A 25,030-nucleotide genomic window follows, 5' to 3' on the forward strand; every position below is an offset into this window, starting at 1 on the left:
GAAAAACCAGTGAGCCCTCAGAGCCAACAAGGCGCAATGTTAACTACATTAAAACGTATCGTGCAGGAAATGAATCAAATTCCTGCGCTCGATACTGCTTTGTTTAGGCTAGCTTCACGTGTAAAGCATACTCTTAGTGTTGACTCATGCTCTATTTACCTTGCCGATTACGATACGCAAGAATTCATCCTTAAAGCCACTGACGGCCTTCACCCCGATGCGGTAGAACAAGTTCGCATTGGTTTTTCGGAAGGCCTTATCGGTTTAGTTGGTCAACGGGAAGAACCGCTTAATATCGTAAACGCGCACAACCACCCTAGATTCAAACACTACCCTGAAGTAAAAGAAGAAAAGTATAATGCTTTTTTAGGTACGCCCATTATCAATCAAAGGCGTGTACTGGGTGTTATCACACTTCAGCAATCTCAGATGCGACGCTTTAGCGAAGATGAAGAAGCGTTTTTAGTTACCCTCGCTGCACAGTTAGCACTTGAGATCACCAATGCGGATATACGTGGCGCATTAACGTTATCAAACTCTAACGACAATACGGCACGGCAAAAAAACGTTCGTGGTATTGCTGGCTCGCCTGGTTTAGCTATAGGTAAAGGGGTCTCACCCGATAAGTCTATCAACCTCAAAAACTGGGTGGTTAAGCGCACCCAATCACCACAAACGCAAATTCAGCTTTACCGCAAAGGGGTTGAGGTAACACGAGGCCATGTTGACGCGCTATCTCAGCGATTAGATGACGGTATTCCCGACGACGTTAAATCAATTTTTCAGCTCTATCATCACCTTTTAGATGCCAATAGTTTAGGGCGTGAGGTAGAAGAAAAAATTCGCCAAGGTTGGGACGCTGCCTCTTCGTTGAAAATGGTAGTTGAAAGCTACGCTGCCCGTTTTCAGGCTATGGACGACCCTTACATGCAAGAGCGTGCTATTGATATTGTCGATTTATCAGACCGTATCTTAGCCAATATTTTGTATGAAGCGAACGGACAAAAAGTTTCTGAACAGGTTATTACTGAGGCCAGTATTTTGGTCGCTGATGAAGTATCAGCGCCCATGCTTGCTGAGTTTCCGCGAGATAAGCTCAAAGGCATTATCTCAATTCGTGGCTCGAACAACTCTCACGCAGCTATATTAGCAAGGGCTATGGGCGTGCCTGCCGTAATGGGCTGTCAAAACGTTACACCAGCGCTACTTGAAGACAAAGAGATTTTGCTTGATGGGTATTCAGGCGAGGTCATTGTTTCTCCAGAACGCAATATTAAGACTGAGTTTATTCAGCTTATTGATGAAGAGTCTGCCATTGCAGAGAAAATTGACGCAGAGGCAGATAAACCGTGTGAAAGCGTTGATGGTTGCAGAATGTCCTTATATATCAACGCGGGCCTTTCTGCTGAAGTAGAACTTAACGCCGAGCAGATTGGGGCTGGCGTGGGTTTATATCGCACCGAAATCCCCTTTATGCTGCGCGAGCGATTCCCTTCGGAGCAAGAACAGGTAAAGCTGTATCGCCAAGTCCTTGAGGCTGCACCGTCATTACCCATCACCATGCGTACTTTGGATGTGGGAGGCGATAAGCCGCTACCCTATTTTCCTATTAACGAAGAGAATCCGTTTTTAGGCTGGCGAGGTATTCGACTTACCCTTGATCACCCCGAAATATTCTTGGTTCAAGTTCGCGCTATGCTTCGGGCAAGCGTCGGGCTAAGCAATCTGCAAATTATGCTGCCCATGATATCTACAGTATCTGAAGTGCAGGAGTCTAAGCGTCTTATCAATCAGGCGTTTTATGAGATATCTGACGAAATTGCAGAATCAGGGCAAACTCTGAATAAGCCAAAATTAGGCATTATGCTTGAAGTGCCATCGGTACTTTATTAACTACCTCAGCTGGCCAAGCATGTTGATTTCTTTTCAGTTGGCAGTAATGACTTGACCCAGTACCTATTGGCAGTCGATAGAAACAATACGCGGGTGGCGGGGCTTTACAATAGCTATCATCCGGCCGTATTAGGGGCACTTTACGATGTGGTTCAAAAAGCTAACCAAAATCAAGTGCCTGTGACTATCTGCGGAGAAATCGCAGGGGAACCCGCGGGAGCGCTGCTGCTAATGGGGATGGGTTACCGCCGTTTGAGTATGAATGGTTTCAACTTAAGAAAGATAAACTGGCTTATTCGTAAAGTGACGCTTGATGAGTGTAAGCAGTTACTTTCATTAGCGCTAACCTCTGTTAGCCAAGACGAAGTTTTTGTGCACTTGAATCAGTATCTTGAAACTAAGGGCCTGGGAGGCCTTATCCGAGCAGGTGCTTAAAAAAATGGATCCACTCGTTGTAATTGTTGCCAGCTGCCTTATCTTAGGTTCTATTGTTGGTATTCTTGCGGGTATGTTGGGTATCGGTGGCGGCTTAATTATCGTACCCGCGCTGTCGTACCTAATGATTCACTTTCTGGGCATGACCACCGAAACGGTTATGCCTGTCGCTATCGCAACTTCTTTATCTACCATTATTTTCACGGGTATGTCGTCGGCTTTAGCACATTATAAACTGGGTAATATTCAGCGTCATATTGTGCTTTATACAGGGCTAGGGATTGCGTTTGGTGCAATTGCCGGTGCGCAGGTAGCAAGTTATATCTCGGGCGAAGTACTTAAAGATGTGTTCGCCGTACTGGTTATCTTGATAGCGCTGCAAATGATTTTTGGCAAACAAAAAGCGTCTGAGAACGAAGCCTCTAAAGGTTCGTTAGCCGCTGTTGGCGGTGGAGCAGGCATGCTAAGTGCGCTAATGGGGATCGGCGGTGGCGCATTACTTGTACCCGCTTTAGTGTGGTTTCGTGTTAATGTACGCGCGGCTATAGGTTGTGCCGCTTTTTGCGGGCTAGTTATTGCCGTTTTTGGTACCACCAGTTTTGTTATCGCTGGGTGGGGTGAGATAGATGTACCAGAATACAGTATGGGTTATGTTTATCTGCCTGCTACAGCTGGTATTGTTGCAACCTCTATGTTTACCGCAAACATAGGAGCGAAGCTTGGACAGCGCGTTAATATACGTGTGTTAAAAGCGATGTTGGCGTGTTTACTTGTTTTAGTAAGCATTAGAATGATTTTAGGAATTGAATAATATAATGGAACAGAGCAGTTATCTGGTATTTCCCAGTATCGACCCCGTTATCTTCAGTGTCGGTCCATTAAGTGTCCGTTGGTACGGCTTAATGTATTTGGTAGGTTTTATTGCAGCTTATTTGTTAGCACAAAAGCGCCTATCTCAGACCAGCTGGAGCCGTGAGCAGTTAAGTGACCTACTTTTCTGGAGCTTTGTGGGCGTGATTTTGGGTGGTCGCATTGGCTATGTGTTTTTCTACCAGTTTGGCATGTTCTTAGATGACCCTCTGTATCTATTTAAAATTTGGGCGGGAGGAATGTCTTTCCACGGCGGCTTGTTAGGGGTGTTAGCAGCCCTGTTTTGGCGCGCAAAGTGTATGAATACTACCTTCTTACGTTTAGGGGATTTCGTTGCACCACTTGTGCCCATTGGTTTGGGGGCTGGGCGAATCGGCAATTTCCTAAACGCAGAACTATGGGGGCGCACCACTGACGTACCTTGGGCTGTCATTTTTCCTAACGCAGGTTATGTGCCTCGCCACCCGTCACAGCTTTACGAGTTTGCTTTAGAGGGTGTGCTGCTCTTTATTATCCTATGGCTTTATTCTGCCAAAAAGCGCCCAGTAGGGGCGGTCAGTGGCTTATTCTTGCTCGGTTATGGTAGCTTTAGGTTTATCGTTGAGTACTTCAGAGAGCCTGATGCTCATATTGGCTTATACCAAATGGGCCTAAGCCAGGGGCAACTTCTTTGTTTACCTATGATAGCTTTAGGAATAGGATTAATAGTCCGTGCATACATGCGCGGAAAAGACCGTGTTGAACAGCAAAAAATATAAGAATAACGATGAAAGAATATCTCGCGCTAATGCGCCATGTACGTGATACGGGTGTGAAAAAGGAAGATCGAACTGGTACAGGTACCTTAAGTGTATTCGGCTATCAGATGCGCTTTAATCTACAGGAAGGTTTCCCTCTGGTGACAACAAAGAAGTGTCACCTAAAATCAATCATCCACGAACTACTTTGGTTCTTAAAAGGCGAAACAAATATTGCCTACTTAAAAGAGCATGGCGTAAAAATTTGGGATGAATGGGCTACCGACGAAGGTGAGCTTGGCCCTGTATATGGCCATCAATGGCGTAGTTGGGATCGCGGTGACGGTACCTCCGTTGACCAAATTGCCGAAGTGGTAGAGCAAATTAAAAATAACCCTGATTCACGTCGTCTTATCGTTAGCGGCTGGAACCCGGCGGTATTGCCTGATACTAGCTATTCACCAAAAGAAAATGCGGCAATGGGTAAGCAGGCGTTACCTCCCTGCCATACGCTTTTTCAGTTTTACGTTTTAGAAGGCAAACTAAGCTGCCAGCTTTACCAACGTAGCGGTGATATCTTTCTTGGCGTTCCGTTTAACATTGCAAGCTACGCACTGCTTACCATGATGATTGCGCAAGTGTGTGACTTAGAGCCGGGTGATTTTATCCATACGCTAGGTGATGCACACTTGTATTCAAATCACCTTGAGCAGGTAGAACTTCAGCTTAGTCGCGAACCTTTTGCTCGTCCAACGATGGAAATTAACCCAGATATTAAAGATATCTTTGGTTTTTCCTATGAAGACTTCACGCTAAAGAATTATCAGTCACACCCGCATATTAAAGCCCCTGTCGCTATTTAAGGAGTTACCATGAGTACTCCAATATTGATTTGCGATGACTCGGGCTTCGCAAGGCGACAAATGGCGCGCAGTTTACCCGATGGGTGGGATGTAGATGTCTCGTTTGCCGAAAATGGTGAACAAGCCCTGGCTCTTATCAAAGAAGGTAAGGGCGACGTGGTCTTTCTCGATTTAAACATGCCGGTAATGGATGGCTACCAAACTATGGAAGCCATTCGTCAACAGGACTTGCCGTGCTTAGTGGTGGTAGTGTCTGGTGATGTTCAGGCGCAAGCGCGGGAAAAAATGCTTGCCCTTGGTGCGTTAGACTTCATTCGAAAGCCAATTGATAATGAAAAGCTCAGTCATATCTTATCTTCCTACGGTATTTACAGTGGTGAGAGCCATTCATCAGGGGCTAGTTTACAAAAGGCGCAGGGGCAAAGTGAGTCAATCGCGCCTAAAGCCAAGGGCCCAACGAGCAACGAAGAGCAGTTAGATGCATGCCGTGAAATGGTCAATATCGCCATGGGGCGCGCGGGAGAAAATCTAGCCCAGCTGCTAGGTGAATTTATTGACTTACCCATACCCAATGTCAACTTAATTGAAAGCAACGAACTGTCTATGGCGATTGCCGAAATTAATCGTAATGACAGCGTTTCTGCGGTTTCAAAAGGGTTTATTAGCGAAGGTATAAGTGGTGAAGCCCTAGTTATTTTCAACGATACAAATACGCAAAACATTGTTGAGCTGTTGAAATACCCATCGTCTGCCTCATCAGATAAACTTGCCCTAGAAGCCCTTATGGACGTATCGAATATTCTAATCGGTGCTTGTTTAAATGGCTTGTCAGAACAGCTCAATGTTGCTTTTAGTCATACGCATCCTATCTTACTCGGTCAGCACCAAGGCTTATCAACGCTTTTAAGTGATAACGTACAGCGCTGGGGGAAATTAATGGCTATTGAGATTGGCTATGCAATAAAGTCGAAAGATATTTCCTTTGACCTTTTATTGTTGTTCCCCGGTGATGCTATGAGTCACATTTATGCGCGGCTGTTCGATGATGGCTTTATAAAACAAGACAAGGAAAGTCTATGAATGCTTCAACTGGTACACTCGCTGCAGAAACCCTCGTTAGTTCATCTCACGTACCTGCAGAATTACTCGACTCAATTGAAGTAGGCATTGCGGTAATTGATCGCAACTTCAACGTTCAGGTCTGGAATAAATTTCTTGAGAACCATAGCGCTAAAAAAGCAAACGCTATTATTGGGACTAGTTTGTTTTCTCACTTTCCAGAAATAGAAGAGAAGTGGCTCAGGACCAAAATTGACCCTGTATTTAATTTAAAAAGCCCGGTGTTTATCATTTGGGAGCAGCGTCCTTACTTATTAAAATTCGATTGTAATCGTCCGGTCACTTGCGCCGCAGAGTTTATGTACCAAAACGTGACCATGTTTCCTATCGTTGATAAAAGCGGGCGAGTAGAGCGGTTTTGTATGCTGGTTTACGATGTTACCGAACAGGCCCTGGGTAAGCTAGGAATGGAGCATCTTAACGAAGAGTTGAAAACGGCAAGCCGAGTTGATGGGCTTACAGGGCTATTTAACCGCCGCTATTGGCAAGAGCGCTTTGATGAAATGCACAAGTTATGCGTTCGCCGAGAAAAGCCCAGCACCGCACTTATGCTAGATATCGATCATTTTAAGCGGGTTAATGATACCTATGGCCACCAAGCTGGTGACAAAGTTATAAAAATGCTTGCTGCCTTGATTAAACGTTGTGTGCGGGAAACCGACCTTGCTGGGCGTTATGGCGGTGAGGAGTTTGCTATTATCCTAAACGATTCAACGGTAGACGATGCAAAAGCGGTAGCCGAGCGTATTCGTCAATTTGCACAGCGTTTAGTGGTTGAGCACGAGGGCGAATCAATAAACTTCACTGTAAGCCTTGGTCTCGCACAGTTCTCTCCTGACTTTAAAGAACCAATGGCATGGCTTGAATGTGCTGACCAAGCGCTTTATCAGGCAAAAGAAAACGGTCGAAACCAGTACTGTATCTACACTTAAAAAAGACTTGTTAAGAAAGCGCTAGCCGCAAGGTATTTTTGAGTTCTTGGTATGTAACAGGCTTCACGAGGTGATATCGAATTCCAGCCCGTAGTGAAGCCTCTTTATCGTTCCTGTGTGCGTTGGCGGTAATTGCGATAATGGGCAGGTCAGGGTGGCCCTCTTTTATAATATTAGCCACTTCTAAGCCATTAATATCAGGCAAGTTAATATCAAGTAATATACAGTCAAAGGCTGTCTCGTTAACCCTACTTATTGCGTCGTCGCCCGTGTAGCATACGGTGACATCGTGTCCCATACTTTGTAGCATGTATTCCACCATTTCTGCATTTATTGGCTCATCCTCTACCACTAGAATGTTTGCTTTGGTCAACGCTTTAATGGCTTTTGTGTTATTCCCTGAAAGCTGATGTATGGCGTCTACAAACCGGTTTCTGTCGATGGGCTTAACAAAGCTCTGAAATATAGGTAGTTCACTTTTGGCGATAATATTGGCGATATCCGGCGTTGCAGACAACACGATAACCGGCGGCACGCGCTCCCCGTAAATGGCTTTTAGTGTTTTAACCAATTCAAGACCATTCATTCCTGGCATATACAAATCAGCAATGATTCCCGAGAATTGAAGCAATTCATCGTGAAGGTTTAAAAGGTTGGCACCAGATGAGAATGTGCGAACGCTAAAGCCTTCTTTTGTGACAATAGACTGTAGGTGTAGCCTTGATATTTCTAAATCATCGACGATAGCAAACTTGGCACTAGAAGGCGTCGATGTTACTGATGGAGAGTCTTCTAGGGGCGTAATTGGCAGTGATATATTGAACTCGGACCCGACGCCTACTGTACTATTTACCTGTAACGTACCGCCAAGTTTATCAATACTGCGTTTGGCAACCGATAGCCCAATTCCCGCCCCTGGGAAGCGCTGACTTTGCGAGTGCTCCCCTCTATAAAAGCGTTCGAACATGCGTTTTTGGGTTTGTTCATCAATACCAATACCCGTGTCGTTAATAATGATTACTAGAAAGACTTTTTTGTTTTTAACCAGCGTTGTAACGGTCACGTCAATTAATCCCGTTGAAGTAAATTTCACGGCATTATCGAGAATATTCATTATGACTTTGGAAAGGGTCATAGCGTCGGTTTCAGCATAACTTGGCACGCTATGACTGCAATGCATGTTAAGTTCGAGCTTTTTGTCTTTAACTCTTACTGAAAAAGGCGAGATGCATTCGTCTAACAAACTTATCAAGTCTACCTTTGAAAGCTGTAAGTCATCCTCTACATGATTATTGAGTATATCCGTAAGGTTGCTGGTTAGATTAAGCAGCCTATAGCTTGATTGCTCAGCTTGTTGGATCAACCGGGTACGCTGGTCTTCCAAATTGGGAATAAGCTCTAAGGCACTTATTATGGCGCTAATCGGCGCTCGAAACTCATGGCTGATAAGCTTTAAAAATTCTTTGTTCTGTAAGTCTTGACCATAATCAGCTACAGCAAGCCGTACATTCGACTTGTGGAGCTTTCGCAGAGATTTCTTGGGTGAGCTTTTACTAACAAGCCAGGCACCAAAATACCAAAGAACCATAACAACCGTGCCAAATAAAGTAGTTAGCAACATCTTTTCACGCAGGCCTTGAACTCGGAGTAACACCGCGTTTTCTTCTGCTTGTAGGGTGCCAAGAAGAGGAAGAAGGCTAAAGCCATCATCGATGTAGGACTTCATTTCAGTAGGGGGAAGCGCCATAAGCGTGTAAAGCACTATTCGCGTTGTTTTGGCGCTTTCTTCGGCTGTGGCTCTATTTAAGCCTTTATATGCCTTTGTAAACTCTTCTTTAGAAACAGAGGCTAGATTATCGCTGACCCTCCACCTGTCTTCTAAATATCGATTTAACCCCTGGTACGTTACCTGTAACTGATGAACTAAAGCGGTATGAGTAACATTATTGCTTTGAGTTTGGCTGTTGAATTGGTGTATTCGATATTCAGCGGTAATTATACTGTTTTCTAAATCACTCTTTTGCTTAAGGCTAGTAATGAAAGACTGCTGTTTGGTATTTAACACAAGCAATATTGAGATAATAATGGCAGCGAAAAACAAAGCCGTGGCGTTTACTTTTGAAAAGGTAAAAGCGGTGGATACCAATGATGACCTGCGTTGCGGTGGATCAGCCTTGTTTGCGCTCAAATTTCTTCCTTGCAAGAGTTTGCATTAACTACCTTCTTTAAATGTAGGCAACTAATGCAAACTTGCAAGGTCACTAAATGTAGACTGCAACAGAGTGTAAAAATTTATGGCGCTTCGACGCGCTTTATGTGATCTCTTATGGAATATAAAAAGCAAAGGCTAGGGACCACCATGACAGCGGTCAAAATGAAAAATAAACTCCAGTTTCCATTAAGGCTATCGACAACTAAACCACTGCTAGAAGCAACCAATGTTCGTCCTGCAACACTTAGTGAGGCCATAAGCGCATATTGTGTTGCGCTAAAAGCGCGGTTACATAAAAGCGATATAAAAGCGACCATAGCAACAGTGCTCCATGCCCCGGTAAAACCATCGACAATTACAGTGATGGCCAACAGTGAAGTTGAAGGTCCAGTCTGTGCGATAAGGGCAAAAAGAAGGTTTGAAGCCGCCATGGCGACACCAGCAATCATTAGCCCTCGGTAAATGCCATAGCGGATGTTCACTAACCCGCCAAGTAGAGAGAATATAATGGTCACCCACCAGTTAAGTAACTTTGAGTAAGTGGCGATATCGCTATTTGAAAAACCAACTTCTTTATAGAAGACTATGCTCATACGACCTAAAAACGCTTCACCAATTTTAAAAAGAAAAATAAACAGTAAGAATGAAGCGGCCAGCTTGATGCCATTGCGGTTAAAGAACTCCGAAAATGGTGTTATGAGCGTTGTTCTTACCCAGTTAATCACTGCAGAGTTGTTTGCGTTTACATCCGTTACTTGCTCAAGCAAAGCTTCCCTATTAACTGCGGGCTCATTAGCAAAAAAGGTAGCTATTGCCAAAGAGGCCATGATAGCGCCAAGTAATAAGTAAATATCTGGCCAAGTCCAAGAAGTGAGGTCTGCTAAGAAAAAGGGGATAGCGCCGAGGCCACCGTAGCCCGTCCACCATCCAGCTGTTGCTACTGAGGAAGCAGCAGACATACCATCTTTATCTTCTTTTTCAATGCAATCAATACGAAAGCCATCAATAGCAATATCTTGGGTGGCAGAAGCAATGGCAATGAGTAAACCAATAAAGGCTACGTAGAATAGGTCTTGGTTTGCGGTAAGTTGGGACATGGCCAGACACAGTGAAGCAACAACGCTTTGCATCAAAAAGATCCAACCGCGTCGTTGTCCTAGCAACGGCGGCTTAAGCTTATCGACAAGGGGCGACCATAAAAAATTAAATGAGTAGGTGGCGAAGATGATACCGAAGAGGCCAATAGCCGAACGCGATAAACCTTCATCTTTTAGCCAAGCCGATAACACTGAACCAATCATGATCCAAGGAAAACCACTGGAAATGCCAAATAGAAAAATCGTTAGGTAGCGTTTGTCGTTGAACGTTTTTAATGCAGTAAGCAATACTTCGGCCTTCAGCGGTAACTCAAAAGTATATTGAGCCACGAACCACTGTGTTTAGCAATAAAACTGTGAAGGCGATATCAATAATTTAGAGGTAAGCAGGATAAGCTAATAGTATGAGGTGAGCCGCTGTAAATCGAACCCTGTTCACGGGCGAATACCAACACAGTCTAAAGGGCAATGCCCCAAACCTTCCAGAAAGTTAACGCAGTTTGTTAACTCATCAACAAGGAACTGGTCTTTTGTTAGTTTATCTTCATTCCAGTAATGCACTTGATGAAGCAAATGCCAAAAGACACGCTCTTTTTGCGTATATGGCTGGGTTAATGTGCATTCAATTTGCCCCCATTCTTCCATACTATCCCAAAAGAATAGCTCGATCTCCTCGATAGGAAGCTCTCCCTGCCAAAATGCTCTCAAATAGAAACACAGCTGTTTCGCTTTGTTATCTACAAAATTCTGAACATTCACAAGTCACTCAACCGTCGTTGTTTGCTAAAAATAGTATAGCCCATTACATGATTACCTTTGACTTCAACACCCCATTATTCGTGTGAATATAGGTAGGTAACTGTTTTGGGTAATGATTTAGCCTAATCCTAAGATAGAGGAATTACCAGCCTAGATGTCTAGTCCAGCCTATGATGCTATTTGCAACTATATGAATGTTTGGGGTTTTGTTGATTTCTTTTATACTAAAGGTTAAAGAATTATTTGGCAGGTGGACTTGTCTGTAGTGCAATTTTAGTTCGTTTTTTGCGCGAACCTTTCTTTTCATAGCGGTGCTTGCTTCCCAGTCGTTAAAGTTTATTAAAGACAAGTCAAGAATGGGAAAGCTGGCTTTCGCGATAGTATCAATCACTAAGTTATTTGTTTTTTCTTGTGGCCAAAATGGCGATATAGCGACAAACGAATCTGGTTGTAAACCAGGCTGCATTTCGACTGCAGACAAGTAGGCCGTTGCAAGCATTCCTTGCGCAATCACCATGCGGTATCCCGTTCTATCTTGCAAATAATTATCTAAAGAACTGAGTTGCAGCGTTAGTGCCCTCGTCGTTGATTCAAAGTCAAGGTACTGAGTAAGTTGATCACTTCTAGGGTGGATGATTGATTCGCTATCCATCGATGATGACGCGCTTTCTACTTGAGCTTCACTGGTTTGTTCGTCAGTAGTTAGAGACGCAGGTGAGTTTGTCGACAAATTAAATGGACTGATAACTACGTTCCATCCTTTTTCTGCAAGCATACTCGCTAAGCTGTTACCTTGAGCAAGAGTAAGGCTAGAGGGAAAGGGCTCAGTGAGTACGACTGCAACACCCAAAGGGAGCGGAGTTTGTGCCTCGATGACAATAACAGGGGCTTTCTCTTCGCCAACCATTAACGCGTCCACTTCTCCGGGCAAATAGGCATTACTTACATCTGTGAAAAAATCACAATGCGCCGTTACAGGCAGCAGTGAGACGATAACTGCAAATGTTATAAGAAGAGCGTGCCTTTTCATAAAAAACGGTTTGCCTTTACCAATTTTTGATTTGCGCGGTTAGGGCAGCATCAAATCAATTCATACACCAAGCATTCTACGAAGGTTATCGGCAGTGCCTTATAAAACTAAAATGAAGTCTATAGACAATACCAGTACGCATAGATAATTACCCACTCAGCGAGATTTGCAATGTTCTTAATTGCGGCGTGTTACCGAAGGTATTATTACTCAATACTTTCAGAAAGGGCTTTGGGTTGGTACTGGCTAAAAGGGATAGGGATATGAAAATGCTGCCAATGCCCGAATGTGGGATGGGAAAAGCTTAAGCTTTCTGCATGTAGCTGTAAGCGAGAGGCCATAGATAACGCTTCTTCATGGGCATAAAGTCTGTCACCTAAAATAGGATGGCCTAAAGCAAGCATATGCACGCGCAATTGGTGAGAGCGACCTGTGATGGGGTAAAGGGCAACTAAAGAGTAGGGCAAACCTTTTTCATCATGGGAACGCTCGACAACGTCAAAATGCGTCACTGCTTTCTTACCGCGCTCGAAGTCTACCATTTGCTTCGGTCTGTTCGGCCAATCGCAAATGAGGGGTAAATTAACCTCTCCACTGTCTTGTGCTACATGGCCGTGTACTCGGGCAAAATAGCGCTTTTTAGTTTGTCGAAGCTCAAATTGTTTTGATATATGGCGATGACTACCTTTATTCAGTGCCAGCACTAAGATACCCGATGTCGCCATATCTAGCCGATGAACTACCGTGGCAGTAGGATATACACAATTAACACGGCTAATAAGCGAGTCTCGGTGCTCTAAGGCCTTACCCGGCACGCTTAATAGCCCGCTAGGCTTGTGCGCTACCAGCATATCCTCATCTTGATAAAGGATATCAAGATAAGGCGTCATAGGCGGATTATAAACAAAACTCGGGTTTGGCATTATGTACTCGTTACTTCAACGTTGTTCTTTCAGTGCTTAACATTTCGCATTTACGGGTTGTTCACCACAATACGTATTGCGTCTAGCTGAACATCAGCTTCCTGAATGACCTTATCGAGCGCATTCATTTGCGTTTCAATAAATTCAATTTCGCTATCGCGCACAGCGGGATTGCGCTTTTGAAGATCCCGCAAGCGCTGTATTTCGTCATTCAAAGTACTGTGCATATCGTTAAGGGCATCATGCTGCTTTTGGTTAGCCTCGTGATGGGCAAGCTTACGCGCTTTCTCAATAGCAAGTTCAAGGGGCTGCTGCAGTGCTTTTAGAAGTTGAGAAGAAATCTTGCGACCAATTTTACGCTTAACATCAAAACTTAAGTCAGAAGGATTGCCCTGCGCATCTAAACATACCCGCACTGGCGTTTGTGGCAAGAAACGGCTTAACTGAAGTGCTTTCGGTGCTTGTGCGTGCAGCACGAAAAGAGTTTCTATCCAGTAGGCGCCCTTCGGCAGAGAAGGCTCAGCAATAAAGCCCATGCTGCTTTTTCCGTGAACGTCTGTAAGTACTACGTCCATGGCAGTATGCACAAGTGGATGATCCCAACTTAGAAACTGTACGTTTTCAAGCGTGGTAGCAACACGGCGTTTGTAAGTCACCGTCATGCCCTCTGGGTCAAGCCCTGGAAGCTGACTCACCATCGATTCAGTTGGCATAAGGATAAAGCAGTCGTTGCCTTTCTCGTCTTGCTGGACGCCGATAGCGTCAAATACACGGCCCATAAAGCGAGATAAATCTTGTTCGCTATCAAGGGTGATAATATCTTCAAGCAGTTGCTCTACACGGCCTTCGCCAGAAGCATTAAGCTCAAGAAGTCGATCGCGACCGGCTTCAAGCTGTGCCACCAGTTGGCTGTTTAGTGTAACGCTCATGTTTACAAGCTCGTCACGGGCACTCATATCGTCAGGGTGCAAGCAGGCACCAATAAGCAAAGGCTTAACGTCGTCAAACACGCCAGAGCCGGTCGGACAGGTCTTCTCAAAGGCATTAAGTCCTTCGTGATACCAATCTAGCAATACGTGCTGAGCGGTTTTCGCTAAATACGGTACGTGAATTTGTACAGTTTGAGTTTGGCCAATACGGTCAAGTCGACCAATACGTTGTTCAAGCAGGTCTGGCGTAATAGGCAAGTCGAACAGAACCAAGTGGTGAGCGAACTGGAAGTTACGGCCTTCACTGCCAATTTCACTACACAGTAGAATTTGTGCGCCGTCTTCTTCGTCAGCAAAGTAATGGGCCGCCTTATCGCGCTCTACTATGCTCATGCCTTCGTGGAATACGCTATGGCGAATACCGGTTTGCGTGCGAATGACTTCGCCTAACTCTTGTGCCGTACGAGCGCTGGCGCAAATAAGCAGAATTTTTTCTGGCTTAACGCTTTGCATAAAATCTAGAAGCCATTCAACGCGAGGGTCGTGCTTAGTCCAGCTATTAACAACACTTGCCATACGCTCAGGGTAGAGTGAATAGGTTAGGTCGCCGCCGCTCACTGCCTCTGAATAAACCTCCGGCAACGCCAATTCATATGCACTTAGTTTACGCTCTGGGAACCCTTCGATATTGGCGCGGCGATTTCTAAATAGCATGCGACCTGTACCGTGACAGTCAATAAGTTGATGCAGCAACGCATGGCGATTGTCCGGCGAGCTTAAATCACCCGCATGTTCCATTACGTCAGGCGCAAACTCAGCAAGTTTGCTACGTTGCTTGTCGTTAGGCTCGGCGTCTGAAAGTAATGGCGCGACCGCATCGGCGAGCTGACTGTATTTCGATTCTTCATCTAAGAAAGCGTCGTAACTATGGAAGCGAGCCGGGTCGAGTAGGCGTAAGCGTGCAAAGTGGCTTTCGTGACCAAGTTGATCAGGCGTTGCGGTAAGTAGCAATACGCCAGGCGTTTGGTTGGCTAGTGCTTCAACACACAGGTATTCGGCAGAAGGAGCCTCACTTGACCACGCAAGGTGGTGGGCTTCATCGACAACCATCAAATCCCAACCTGCGGCTTGAATTTGCTGCTGGCGTTTTTCGCTCTTACTTAGAAAGTCGATACTGCAAAGTACCAGCTGATCGCTTTCAAATGGGTTTACTGCGCCTGTGTCAGCTGTATCGTCATCTTCTAGACCTTCGCTCTTCTCAATTGCTTCGCAACGACTCTCATCGTAAATGGCAAAAGGAAGATTTACGCGGCGCAGCATTTCAACTAGCCATTGGTGCATGAGCGAGTCTGGAACCAAGATAAGCACGCGCTCGGCACGACCAGTTTTAAGCTGCTGGTGAATAATTAGCGCTGCTTCAATAGTTTTACCAAGCCCTACTTCATCAGCAAGCAATACGCGAGGCGCGTGTCTTCCGCCTACCTCTGACGCTATGTGTAGCTGGTGCGGGATAAGCGATATACGGGCACCGGCAAGGCCGATAGTATTTGAACGCAAATATTCGTATTGATGATCTAGGGCGCGTTCACGTAAGTCGAACCATTTCGGATTGTCTAGTTGCTGACTAAACAGGCGCTTTTCAGGTTGGTTTAAGCGAATGTGGCTGTCTAGCATGGTTTCAGGTAAGCGCACTTGGGCTTTAGTATCTTCACGAAGCCCGTGATAAATAAATAAACCTTGGCTCTCTTCTTTTTCAGTAATGGTCATTTCCCAGCCATCTTGGCTTTTGACCGTTTCGCCAATTTCGAATATTAGTCGCGTAAGCGGCGCGTCTTGCTTTGTGTATTTTCGCGCTTCGCCTGTTGCCGGATACAACACTTCAACTGAACGGAAATCGTTACCGATAACTACGCCCAGCCCCAGCTCTATTTCGGTGTTGCTTAACCAACGCTGACCAACTAAAAATTGACTATCTGAACTCATAAATCACCAACCTGTTTTTCGGGGGCGGTATTGTACGCATTGCGTTGTGATAAGTCATTAATACTAGACTATTGGTTGTCGTTTTTACTATATGAGCGCAGAGAGAGAACTAACGACGTGCATGAACATAATCATATGGTCTTTAAACGGCACTCCTGCCGTATGTAAGGCACCACTACTAAGCCACAACTACCTTGTTGCCCCTCTAAGACGCGGAACAAATGACTTAACACACGATGCCGACTGAAGAAGAAAACCGCGTCAACATGTTCAGCAGACTTGCTTTGTCATAGGGATGGCGTAAAACTGTCGTATCACTGACCATGGATATTTCTTACTGTTAACGAGGTCACGTTTCTAACGTATGTGAAGCGCAGTTAACAGGAGGAAGCGCGAGATGGATATGAAAGTAGACAGTCAAAAGCTTATACAACTACGCAATGCTAAGGCATGGAGTCAGCAGCATCTGGCCGATGTGTCTGGGTTGAGTTTACGCACTATTCAGCGAATTGAGAAAACCCAATCTGCATCCCATGATTCGATAGGAGCACTTGCATCAGTGTTCGAAACGACGCCAGATGCCCTCTTTATGGATGAACCCGATGCCGCCGCAAGTCACGCTCAAGTGCAGCAAGCCTCGCAAACTTCTATTGCGAGGGAAAATCGAGCAGCACATCATACAGTACCGCATCAGGTTTACCGTCCAACAATGTTAAACCACAAAAATGTTCTTTGGGTTACGTTAGCACTCGCTATTAGTTTGTTTGTAGCTATTTACTATGCGCAAACGGTCAATGCAAATAACGGTAGTAACCAAGTAATCGAAGCTGGCAAACCAGTGAATGTAAGTAGCGAAGCCCTTGAAAACGCAACAGACTGGTTGCGCTTGATTGATAGCGGTGAATATGAACAAAGCTGGCAAGAAAGTGCGGCTATATTCAGAAGTAATATTTCCCAAGCAAAATGGGCTGAAGCACTTCAGCTTGTTAGAAAGCCTCTAGGCGATCTAAAAAATCGAGAGTTTGCTTTAGCTCAAGCGCCTTCTTCACTGCCAGGATTGCCAAAAGGCAATTACCTAATCTTATCATTCAGCACCCAGTTCACTGAAAGTACCTCTATGAATGTAGAAACACTCTCTATGGTAGAGGTAAATGGTGAATATAAAGCAATAGGGTACTTCATCAAGTAGACCCTTTTATCACTCACCCATGCGATACAGGGTCTGTAAGCCCAGTATCGCCTTTTTATCGTTGTCGCTAGTTGCATTGTTAATAGCGTCAATAAGTTCAGGTGCGTTATAAGGCTCAAGTAATGCTAAGAAGGTCGCTGTGCCAGGCGGCATGCCTCTACTCACTGCTTTTTGAAGTCGTTTCCATACGGTGAACAGCGACTCCTCACCCAATGTTTTTTGCTGCACCACGCTATCGATGGCGCGGTGCATTACCATTCCGCACGAGTAATAAAGGTTGAAGTGTCCATTCTTGTAAGCGTCGGCAAGTGTGCTTTGCGTTAAACCTTGCGTGCAGCTTTCAAACGCGTGGGTTATACGCCTTTTTACATAGCTATTGGCATCTTCATAAAGGTATTTCATAGCTAGTGCCGCAAAGTAGTCGGCGCTACCTTCATGTAACCATGATTGTTCGTCATTCTCTGAAACACCGGCGGTATTACCTGGCTGATATAAATGTGCTGCTTCGTGGGCAAAGAACCACAACGTCTTATTGGCAAAGTCGCTATTCTCAGCGCGTTTGTCCAAATCATTTCTGTTCCAGTGCATAAAGATTTGATTTGGCAGCGTGCCGCCTTGTGAGGAATGACCATCAACCATGGCGTAAGAAGCAAATAGCATAGGTTTCTCGGTGGAAAGTGGGTTAAGAGAGTGTGAGAAATAAGCCATGATATTGGGCATGTCGTACTCAAGCTTAGCTTGTATGCTCTCAGGTAGGGCTGGGTCAATAAGTGCAACAGCGCTGTCTGTGATAATAGGTTGTTGCTTACCTACATAAACCTGTCTGCCATTATTTTTATCTACCCATGAGGCGCTGCCACTAACTACTCTTCCGTTTAAAACGATGTGTTCGCCACTTGGCACTTTAAGGGTGATAGGCCATTCATTATGTTCATCTTCACAAGTATTAGCACAAGCAAACAGACGACCAGAATGAAAAGCATTGCCACCGTTCGAAAAGGGCGAAAACGGCGCATAGTCTTTGCCCAAGTGTTTGTAAGTGGGGGTGAGTACAAAAGAAACCTTAGAAATAGGCTTTCCCGTTTTAGATCGCACAATTTCTTGTTGTGAAATGGTGTCGTAGGCAATCTCAATGTCACTACTTTTTGGTAGCCAGCGAGTGGTTCTAGAAGCGTCAGGATTTCGGACAAATACTAGCTGTTGTGAAGGCTTATCAAGGGTATAACCTAGCTCCCAGGTAGCACCGCTCTCTGTCTGAGTTTTTTCAATTACGGTGTCGACCTGACTAGCGAGACTTACGCCATTCGTAAAGTTAGTGATTACCAACACTAAAAGGATGAGAAAGGGATGAGCTATAGTTCGTAAGGAGGGCATCAAAACTAAAAGGTCCTTTTTAAGTGTAGTGATAATGGCTTTCTTTAGCGTATTACGAATGTAGCCAATATCAGTATTTGCGTGTATTTCCCGTAAACGGCGTTAAAATAATGTTAATGAGGATTGGCTAATTTAATGTTAGTTTATTTAGTGATAGTAACGCACTTTTTGTTTTTTTCTGCTATTTAAACTTACATCTAATGAATACTGGAAACTATATAATGCCAAATTTAGCGGGTGATGTTGTTTACCCTCTTACCCGTACGTCGATACCTAAAAAGGCGATAGGGTTATACTTGCTATGTTTGGTTTTTCTACTTGGCACCAATTTTACCTATGCACGCCCTATTGCGCTCGCAACATCAGAGGTAAGCCCCTTTAGCGACAGTCAAGACGTGTCGAAAGGGTACGTGAATGAAATAGTGGTAAAGGCTTTTGAAGAGTTGGGCGAGCCGCTTAATGTAGAGCGTTACCCTCATGCCCGAGCTTTAATGTTGGCGAAAACGGGCGCCTTAGACGGTGTATTTCCTGTTCATGACTACGAACGTGTTAATGATGCATTTCTTCTATCTGATGCTATCCCAGCGGGATCGAGTGGATTCCTAATTAGGACGAAAGACTTTAAGGGTAGCAGTAAAATACCTAATCTAATTGAATGGCTCAAACGACAAAACTTGCGAGGAATTGGGTACCTCAGAGGCACAGTAGCGCCGAAATTTTTATCAAATGAAGCGTTTTTCAATATGTACCCAGGAAAGTCTACGGTTAATCTATTAGATTTACTTGGAAGAGAGAGAATTGATGTTTTATTTATTGATAAGTATAGCGCCAAGGAAGCATTAGTTAACGAGCGACCTAGCCTCATAGGTGAGTTTATATTTATCCCTGGGGAGGAAGTGCAAAGCTCCTTTCATCTAGCGCTTTCAAAACAAAACCCTAAGTCTTCCAAGCTTATTGAGAAGTTCAACCTAGCGTTACAGAAACAAAAACAGAATGGGCTTTTGGCGCGCACACTCGAAAAGTATGGTGTATATAACACTTCACAAAACGAAGATGCATTAATTGTTGGCGCGCCAGATATTAATGCTGTTTTTAATGCAAAAGCATACCTGGATAAATACGGCTCCCCTCTATCACAGACAAATATTCAATGGCGAATAATGGATGAAACCGTTTTACGCCGCCGATTGCTCGGTAATTTTTCAGTTAATGAAAATAGCTTTGATTTGGTACTAATTGGTAATTACGGGCTTCCCATTTGGGCGAAGCGAGATATTCTCGTTCCTTTTAACACGCATCCTGACGATTATGACATTAATGACGTCATTCCTGCTGCTCTTCATGCAAACACCGTTGAAGGAAAACTTTACGGGTTACCGTTTGTCGCTGAAACAACACTGACTTTCTACCGAAAGGACCTGCTAGATAAGTTTAATTTAAGCCTTCCCCCAGTGCTTACATATACCGACGTTAAGGCGCTAGCTCAACAAGTACATATGCCCGAAAAAGAAATTTACGGCGTAGGGCTTAGAACGCGCGTGGGGTGGGGACAGAATATGGCATTAGTGAGTACCATGGCCAATACCTATGGGGCATCGTGGTTAGATGAAAAAATGCGACCTACCCTAGACAGCGCAGCGTGGCTTAATGCCGTGAATATGTATGCTGACCTTGCAAAGAACGTTGGCCCCCCAAGAAATGAAGATATGGGGTGGCAAGAGAACCAAAAACTCTTTGCTCAAGGCAAATTAGCGTTTTTCATTGATGCCTCTTCTTTAGGCGGCGCGCTATTTGATAAAAACTTCTCTAAGGTTACTCAATTCACTGGCGTTACTTATGCGCCACTCGGAAAGCAACAGAAAGGAGCGCAGTGGTTTTGGTCATGGAATTTTGCCATTCCAACACAATCGCGCTATGTGAAGGAGTCCCAGCGACTTGCGCATTTTTTAACATCAAAAACCTTTATTGATGACCTCAAGAAAGTTAGCGGTGAATACGCGGCCCCTTCAGGTACTAGGCACTCTACGTATTCGAATGCCTATCAGCAAGCTGTGCTTTATGCAGCTTTTGAACACCAAGCATTGAAGTTACTTTCAAGCGATGACTTGAGTAATTCTATGATAGGCAGTCAGTTTATTCCTATCCCAGAGTTTACTGCTATTGGCTACGCAGTAGGGGCACAAATAAATGACGTGGTTACCGGTAAAAAAAGCGTGAAGGCGGCATTAGAAAGCGCCCAAAACCAAACAGAGATAATTTTAGAGCGCGCTGGGTACTTCACGAACAAAGGAAACTAGCTTGTTTAGCATTGCGTATATGAAAAAAGGCTAAGACGATTGTGCTTTACATTTGTTCTAAATGAAAATAAAAAAAGAAAAAACAGTGCTAAATCTTAAAAACTGGATTATGGTGGAATTAAGGGTTCGCTAATTCAACTGACGAACCTTTGAGGCAGAAAGTGTAGTACTGCTTCTCAGTCGACGCGAGTAGGGGAAGAAGTCCTGTTTCGAGCGGCATTCTCCTACAACCGTAACTGTAGCTTGTTAGTGCGCGGGTTCATAAACGAACTATACGCCTAACCTGGCTTTATTTACCGGAGTGAAGGATGCCAAAAAAAAATTCTACCGATACTAAGATTTACGTCCTCGATACCAATATTCTGCTGCACGAACCTCACGCTTTTCTCTCCTTTAAAGAACATGATGTTGTTATTCCAATGACCGTATTGGAAGAACTCGACTACATAAAAGACAGTAAGAAAGACGTGGCGCGCGACGCACGGGTATCCATTCGGGCGATGGAGGACTTACTCCACGACGCAACGCCAGAAGATATGCTTGCAGGTGTATCGATGGAAGGACTTGGCGCGGGGCAAACTGCGCCTACAGGTAGCCTATCTATCTTTGCTGATCTCAATATGGTCGAAGCCCAGCAAGTTTTTACCAGCAACGAGAACGACAACCGTATTATCAACGTTGCGCTGCACTTGCAAAAGACCTTTGCGCCGCAAAAAGTGGTGTTGGTAACCAAAGACTTAAACATGCGCCTTAAGGCAAAAGGGGCCGGCCTTGCTCATGTTGAGGACTATCGAACCGACCAGCTTATTACCGATATCAAATATTTATCTCGCGGGTTCCATACCTTTGAGGGAAATTTCTGGGACAGCGTAAAAAGTGTGGATAGCCGCAGTGAGGGCCGTGACACCATTCACACCATACCAAAATCCATGCTTCCAGAGGCGTATATCAACGAGTTTTTGCTTGATGAAACGAAACAATTCGCAGGCTTGGTAGAAGAGATTACTGAAGATCACCTAGAGGTACTGGACTTAGGCTACGAACGCTTAATGGGTCGCCACGCCTGGGGTATTACACCTAAAAATATTGGCCAGGCCATGGCGCTTCACGCCTTGCTAGACCCGCATATTGATATGGTTATTCTCACAGGCCCTGCAGGCAGCGGTAAAACGTTACTTGCGCTAGCGGCTGCCCTTGAAATGGTGGTAGAACGCAACATGTATGACAAAATCATTGTTACGCGAAGTACGCCAGAAATTGCTGAGTCTATTGGCTTCTTACCGGGTACTGAAGAAGAAAAAATGCTGCCTTGGTTGGCGGCGATTACTGACTCGCTTGAAGTGCTTCACAAGCATGATGAAAACACCAAAGGCTCGATGAATTACATCATGGAAAAGGCCAATATCCAGTATAAGTCGGTAAACTTTATGCGGGGGCGAAGCATTCAAAACGCGATCGTAATCTTGGATGAATCGCAGAACTTAACCGCGTCACAGCTTAAAACTATTATCACCCGTTGTGGTGAAGGAACTAAGCTCATTGTAGGTGGTAACCTGGCGCAAATAGACAGTAACTACTTAAGTGCTGTGACTTCGGGCCTGACCTATCTAGTTGAGAAATTTAAAGACTTCTCGGGCAGTGCCACCATTAATCTAGATGGCGTTGTAAGAAGTCGTCTTGCGAGTTTTGCTGAAGAAAACTTGTAAAGCTCCCTCCTTATCGAGCATTTTAACTAAAGCGCCTTTATCGCAAAGGCGCTTTTTGTTTTTTACTCTACTACTTCCACTTGATAGCGCCCTGTCACAATGTGGCGTTCAGTATCTTCAGATACTTGTCCAAACGGAATGAGTGCGGGACCAGTTGGGTCATAGAGCACGTAGGTGTCGCCCTCGTACTCTATGGTTCTATCATCGACCATTGGCGTCAACGCAATGCCAAGCAAAGCATGATTCGGCAAAAATACCATAATCATCTTTGTCGACGGCAAAAATGCGCGCACCATTGATGACGCTAGTACCGCTTTACTATCGCAATCACCTAAATTTTGCATGATTACGCTGACAGGCGGCGCATAGCCAGAACCGTTGCTTGCAACTCTATCTTCCAAAGTGTCGTACGGGATACTTTGAAGCCAGCTAAGAATCAATGAAAAATAGGCTCTGGAATCTGACTCTGAAGCCACTTTTTCATAAAACGCTTGTGATGCTGCTATCAATGGTTTTACCGATTCGGCAACATATCGCACGTGATCCGGTTTTATAGCTTTTTGATTAAACAGGGTAGTGAAGCGAGTAAAGTAATGATCTTGTAAGTACCTATCGTACTCTTGCTGCTGAATAGCTTTTAAATTATTGAGTATTTCTTCAACTTGCGCTTCGTCTGAGCCTGTAACCTGAATATCAATAGACTCTCGTTTGGGCGTTATCTTCACACGCGCAACTTTAGGGTCTATTTTTCTTGCTTCTTTGGTTAAAGCAACGACAATGTATCGTTGTGCTATTTTCGGCTTGTAGTTAGCTTGCTGAGAGGGGGCTTCTTTCATTGCACTTTTAGATAACTCAAAAGAAATCGATTGTCGCGTGTTATCGTTATCTAGCCATTCGTAGCTAAAATTTACCCCAGTATCCGTGTTAACTTTGCTGTATTTGAGTTGTTCGCCGTGTGCAGCAGTCACTAAACAGAAGCTAGAAAACAGCATAAGCATGCTGGCTGGTTTGAATGTGCTAAACGCGTGAAATTGAGACACGAATACATATCTTTTCAACGCATTTCTAATTACTGTCTGTGCACTGCACTTCACACTGTTTACCACATCATATCCCACATATTCATTACATTACTGAGTATGCGCGCCTATGTGTAAAAAACAAGTTTATGCTGAATTCGGTCGGAGTATGTTGAGAAGCGCAGTCATGAACAGTCGCGCGATAAATAAAAAGGCGACATATGTCGCCTATTCTTGAAACCAGTTTAATTCATCGTGAAGGCTTACTACGCTACCCACAATAATCAGTGTGGGCGGCTGAAGCTGAGCTTTTTCCTGCTTAGCCACAATGTCTTCTAGCTTACCGGTTAACACCTGCTGCTTTTCAGTAGTGGCCGACTGAACCAGTGCTATTGGCGTTGAGGCATCAAGCCCATGTTCAATCATTTTTTCACAAATGATAGGCAAACCTGTTAGCCCCATATAAAACACAGCAGTTTGATTCTTTTGTGCAAGGGCAGGCCAGTTGAGCTCAATACTGCCGTTTTTTAAATGGCCTGTAGCAAACACCACAGATTGTGCGTGATCTCTATGGGTAAGCGGAATACCCGCATAGCTTGACGCACCGCTCGCTGCGGTAATGCCGGGAACTACCTGAAAGTCGATGCCGTGCTGAATAAGTGTTTGAATTTCTTCTCCACCGCGCCCGAATATGAAGGGGTCGCCGCCTTTTAAACGCACCACACGATTACCTTTTTTGGCTTCATCAACCATTAATTGGTTAATATCGTCCTGAGGAAGCGTGTGATTGCTTTTAGCCTTGCCCACATAGATTTTCTCAGCATCGCGACGCACAAGCTCAAGAATTTCTGGTGAAACTAAGCGGTCGTAAACAACAACGTCAGCTTTTTGCATTAAACGAAGAGCACGAAAGGTAAGTAAGTCTGGATCGCCAGGACCAGCCCCCACCAGATATACTTGGCCTTCTACTTTTTTGTCTTCGGCGGCGGCTTGTAGTGCCAATTCAAACGCCTCATCAGCTTTTTTGTCTTGGCCTTTTTCTACCATTTCAGCAATATCGCCATCGAGTACATCTTCCCAGAAGTAACGTCTAGCGGTAACACCGTTTAGGGTTTGTTTTACTTTATCGCGGAATTTTTCAGAAAACGCACCCAGTCGACTTAAGTTAGCGGGTAATACCGTTTCTAACTTTTGACGCAAATAACGAAGCAGTACAGGCGCTACGCCACCACTACTCATCGCAATGACAATAGGAGAACGGTCAACAATAGAAGGAGTAATAAATTGGCAAAGCGGTGTGTTGTCCACCACGTTAACTAATACTTTATTAGCGCGAGCTAAGTCGTGAATATGCTGGTTAACATCGCCCTTGTCGGTGGCAATAAACACCATGTCTTTATGGGTAAGGTCGCTATTTTCAAACTCACGTTCAATCAGCGTGACTTTCTCATTTAACGCTAGTTGCTTAACCGTGTCACAAACCCAAGGCGCCACTACTGTAATGGTTGCAGGCGTCTTCATAATAAGCTCTAGCTTACGGGCTGCCACTTCACCGGCCCCAACAATAAGGACATTGAGTTTTCTAGCGTCTAGGAATAGCGGAAAGTAATCCATAAAGGTTTTCTTAGCTTTAAATACAAAAAAAGAACTGACACTATTTTGC

Annotated in this window: 17 protein-coding genes and 1 pseudogene; 9 read left to right on the plus strand and 9 right to left on the minus strand. The window is 44.6% G+C overall.

Annotated elements, in window-relative coordinates; translation table 11 throughout:
* Nucleotides 1-36 precede the first annotated feature (36 nt).
* The 6 genes and pseudogenes from ptsP to PCAR9_RS02825 all read left to right on the plus strand — a co-directional run bounded on the left by ptsP (nucleotide 37) and on the right by PCAR9_RS02825 (nucleotide 6,849).
* A pseudogene (gene ptsP / locus PCAR9_RS02800) lies at nucleotides 37-2,328 on the plus strand (phosphoenolpyruvate--protein phosphotransferase).
* Between the two features lie 4 nt (nucleotides 2,329-2,332).
* Entirely contained in the window at nucleotides 2,333-3,139 is an 807-nt protein-coding gene (locus tag PCAR9_RS02805; RefSeq protein ID WP_179982304.1) for a sulfite exporter TauE/SafE family protein, read from the plus strand.
* Between the two features lie 4 nt (nucleotides 3,140-3,143).
* A complete protein-coding gene (gene lgt / locus PCAR9_RS02810; RefSeq protein WP_179982305.1) occupies nucleotides 3,144-3,956 on the plus strand; it encodes a prolipoprotein diacylglyceryl transferase in 813 nt (270 codons plus the stop codon).
* A gap of 8 nt (nucleotides 3,957-3,964) precedes the next feature.
* Nucleotides 3,965-4,798 carry a thymidylate synthase gene (locus PCAR9_RS02815; RefSeq protein WP_118490335.1) on the plus strand — a complete coding sequence of 278 codons (834 nt, stop codon included), beginning with the start codon at nucleotides 3,965-3,967 and terminating at the stop codon, nucleotides 4,796-4,798.
* 9 nt (nucleotides 4,799-4,807) lie between these two features.
* Complete coding sequence (locus tag PCAR9_RS02820; protein ID WP_179982306.1) at nucleotides 4,808-5,878, plus strand: response regulator; 1,071 nt, start codon at nucleotides 4,808-4,810, stop codon at nucleotides 5,876-5,878.
* On the plus strand, nucleotides 5,875-6,849 hold the full coding sequence (locus PCAR9_RS02825; RefSeq protein WP_179982307.1) for a sensor domain-containing diguanylate cyclase: 975 nt from the start codon (nucleotides 5,875-5,877) through the stop codon (nucleotides 6,847-6,849). The genes PCAR9_RS02820 and PCAR9_RS02825 overlap by 4 nt, the downstream gene beginning before the upstream one ends.
* 10 nt (nucleotides 6,850-6,859) lie before the next feature.
* On the opposite strand, the gene PCAR9_RS02830 is transcribed toward PCAR9_RS02825, so the two are convergent.
* From PCAR9_RS02830 to rapA, 6 genes are all read right to left on the minus strand, one after another.
* Complete coding sequence (locus PCAR9_RS02830; protein WP_179982308.1) at nucleotides 6,860-9,037, minus strand: response regulator; 2,178 nt, start codon at nucleotides 9,035-9,037, stop codon at nucleotides 6,860-6,862.
* A gap of 104 nt (nucleotides 9,038-9,141) precedes the next feature.
* Nucleotides 9,142-10,488, minus strand: a complete 1,347-nt coding sequence (locus PCAR9_RS02835; protein WP_179982309.1) for an AmpG family muropeptide MFS transporter — start codon at nucleotides 10,486-10,488, stop codon at nucleotides 9,142-9,144.
* 105 nt (nucleotides 10,489-10,593) lie between these two features.
* On the minus strand, nucleotides 10,594-10,917 hold the full coding sequence (locus tag PCAR9_RS02840; protein ID WP_179982310.1) for a hypothetical protein: 324 nt from the start codon (nucleotides 10,915-10,917) through the stop codon (nucleotides 10,594-10,596).
* Nucleotides 10,918-11,059: 142 nt separating this feature from the next.
* Nucleotides 11,060-11,947, minus strand: a complete 888-nt coding sequence (locus tag PCAR9_RS02845; RefSeq protein ID WP_179982311.1) for a DUF3530 family protein — start codon at nucleotides 11,945-11,947, stop codon at nucleotides 11,060-11,062.
* Nucleotides 11,948-12,153: 206 nt separating this feature from the next.
* Nucleotides 12,154-12,870 (minus strand): bifunctional tRNA pseudouridine(32) synthase/23S rRNA pseudouridine(746) synthase RluA, encoded by a 717-nt coding sequence (rluA, locus tag PCAR9_RS02850; protein ID WP_179982312.1) that lies wholly within the window; start codon nucleotides 12,868-12,870, stop codon nucleotides 12,154-12,156.
* Nucleotides 12,871-12,920: 50 nt separating this feature from the next.
* Nucleotides 12,921-15,782: an RNA polymerase-associated protein RapA gene (gene rapA, locus PCAR9_RS02855; protein ID WP_179982313.1), complete on the minus strand. Its 2,862-nt coding sequence runs from the start codon at nucleotides 15,780-15,782 to the stop codon at nucleotides 12,921-12,923.
* A 397-nt stretch (nucleotides 15,783-16,179) separates the two neighbouring features.
* Here rapA and PCAR9_RS02860 point away from each other — a divergent pair, with 397 nt between their 5' ends.
* Nucleotides 16,180-16,971, plus strand: coding sequence for a DUF4019 domain-containing protein (locus PCAR9_RS02860; RefSeq protein ID WP_179982314.1), 792 nt, complete (start codon nucleotides 16,180-16,182; stop codon nucleotides 16,969-16,971).
* A 9-nt stretch (nucleotides 16,972-16,980) separates the two neighbouring features.
* On the opposite strand, the gene PCAR9_RS02865 is transcribed toward PCAR9_RS02860, so the two are convergent.
* On the minus strand, nucleotides 16,981-18,345 hold the full coding sequence (locus tag PCAR9_RS02865) for a gluzincin family metallopeptidase (protein ID WP_179981857.1): 1,365 nt from the start codon (nucleotides 18,343-18,345) through the stop codon (nucleotides 16,981-16,983).
* 221 nt (nucleotides 18,346-18,566) lie between these two features.
* Here PCAR9_RS02865 and PCAR9_RS02870 point away from each other — a divergent pair, with 221 nt between their 5' ends.
* Nucleotides 18,567-20,642 carry an extracellular solute-binding protein gene (locus PCAR9_RS02870; RefSeq protein ID WP_179982315.1) on the plus strand — a complete coding sequence of 692 codons (2,076 nt, stop codon included), beginning with the start codon at nucleotides 18,567-18,569 and terminating at the stop codon, nucleotides 20,640-20,642.
* 308 nt (nucleotides 20,643-20,950) lie between these two features.
* Nucleotides 20,951-22,348 (plus strand): PhoH family protein, encoded by a 1,398-nt coding sequence (locus PCAR9_RS02875; RefSeq protein WP_179982316.1) that lies wholly within the window; start codon nucleotides 20,951-20,953, stop codon nucleotides 22,346-22,348.
* A 62-nt stretch (nucleotides 22,349-22,410) separates the two neighbouring features.
* Here the strand turns inward: PCAR9_RS02875 and PCAR9_RS02880 are convergent, their stop codons facing one another.
* Together PCAR9_RS02880 and cysG are read right to left on the minus strand one after the other, a co-directional pair.
* Nucleotides 22,411-23,388, minus strand: coding sequence for a hypothetical protein (locus PCAR9_RS02880; protein ID WP_232091102.1), 978 nt, complete (start codon nucleotides 23,386-23,388; stop codon nucleotides 22,411-22,413).
* A 207-nt stretch (nucleotides 23,389-23,595) separates the two neighbouring features.
* Nucleotides 23,596-24,981, minus strand: a complete 1,386-nt coding sequence (gene cysG / locus PCAR9_RS02885) for a siroheme synthase CysG (protein WP_179982317.1) — start codon at nucleotides 24,979-24,981, stop codon at nucleotides 23,596-23,598.
* Between the last annotated feature and the right edge of the window lie 49 nt (nucleotides 24,982-25,030).

The sequence above is a fragment of the Alteromonas macleodii genome (genome assembly GCF_903772925.1).
Taxonomy (GTDB): Bacteria; Pseudomonadota; Gammaproteobacteria; order Enterobacterales; family Alteromonadaceae; genus Alteromonas; species Alteromonas macleodii_A.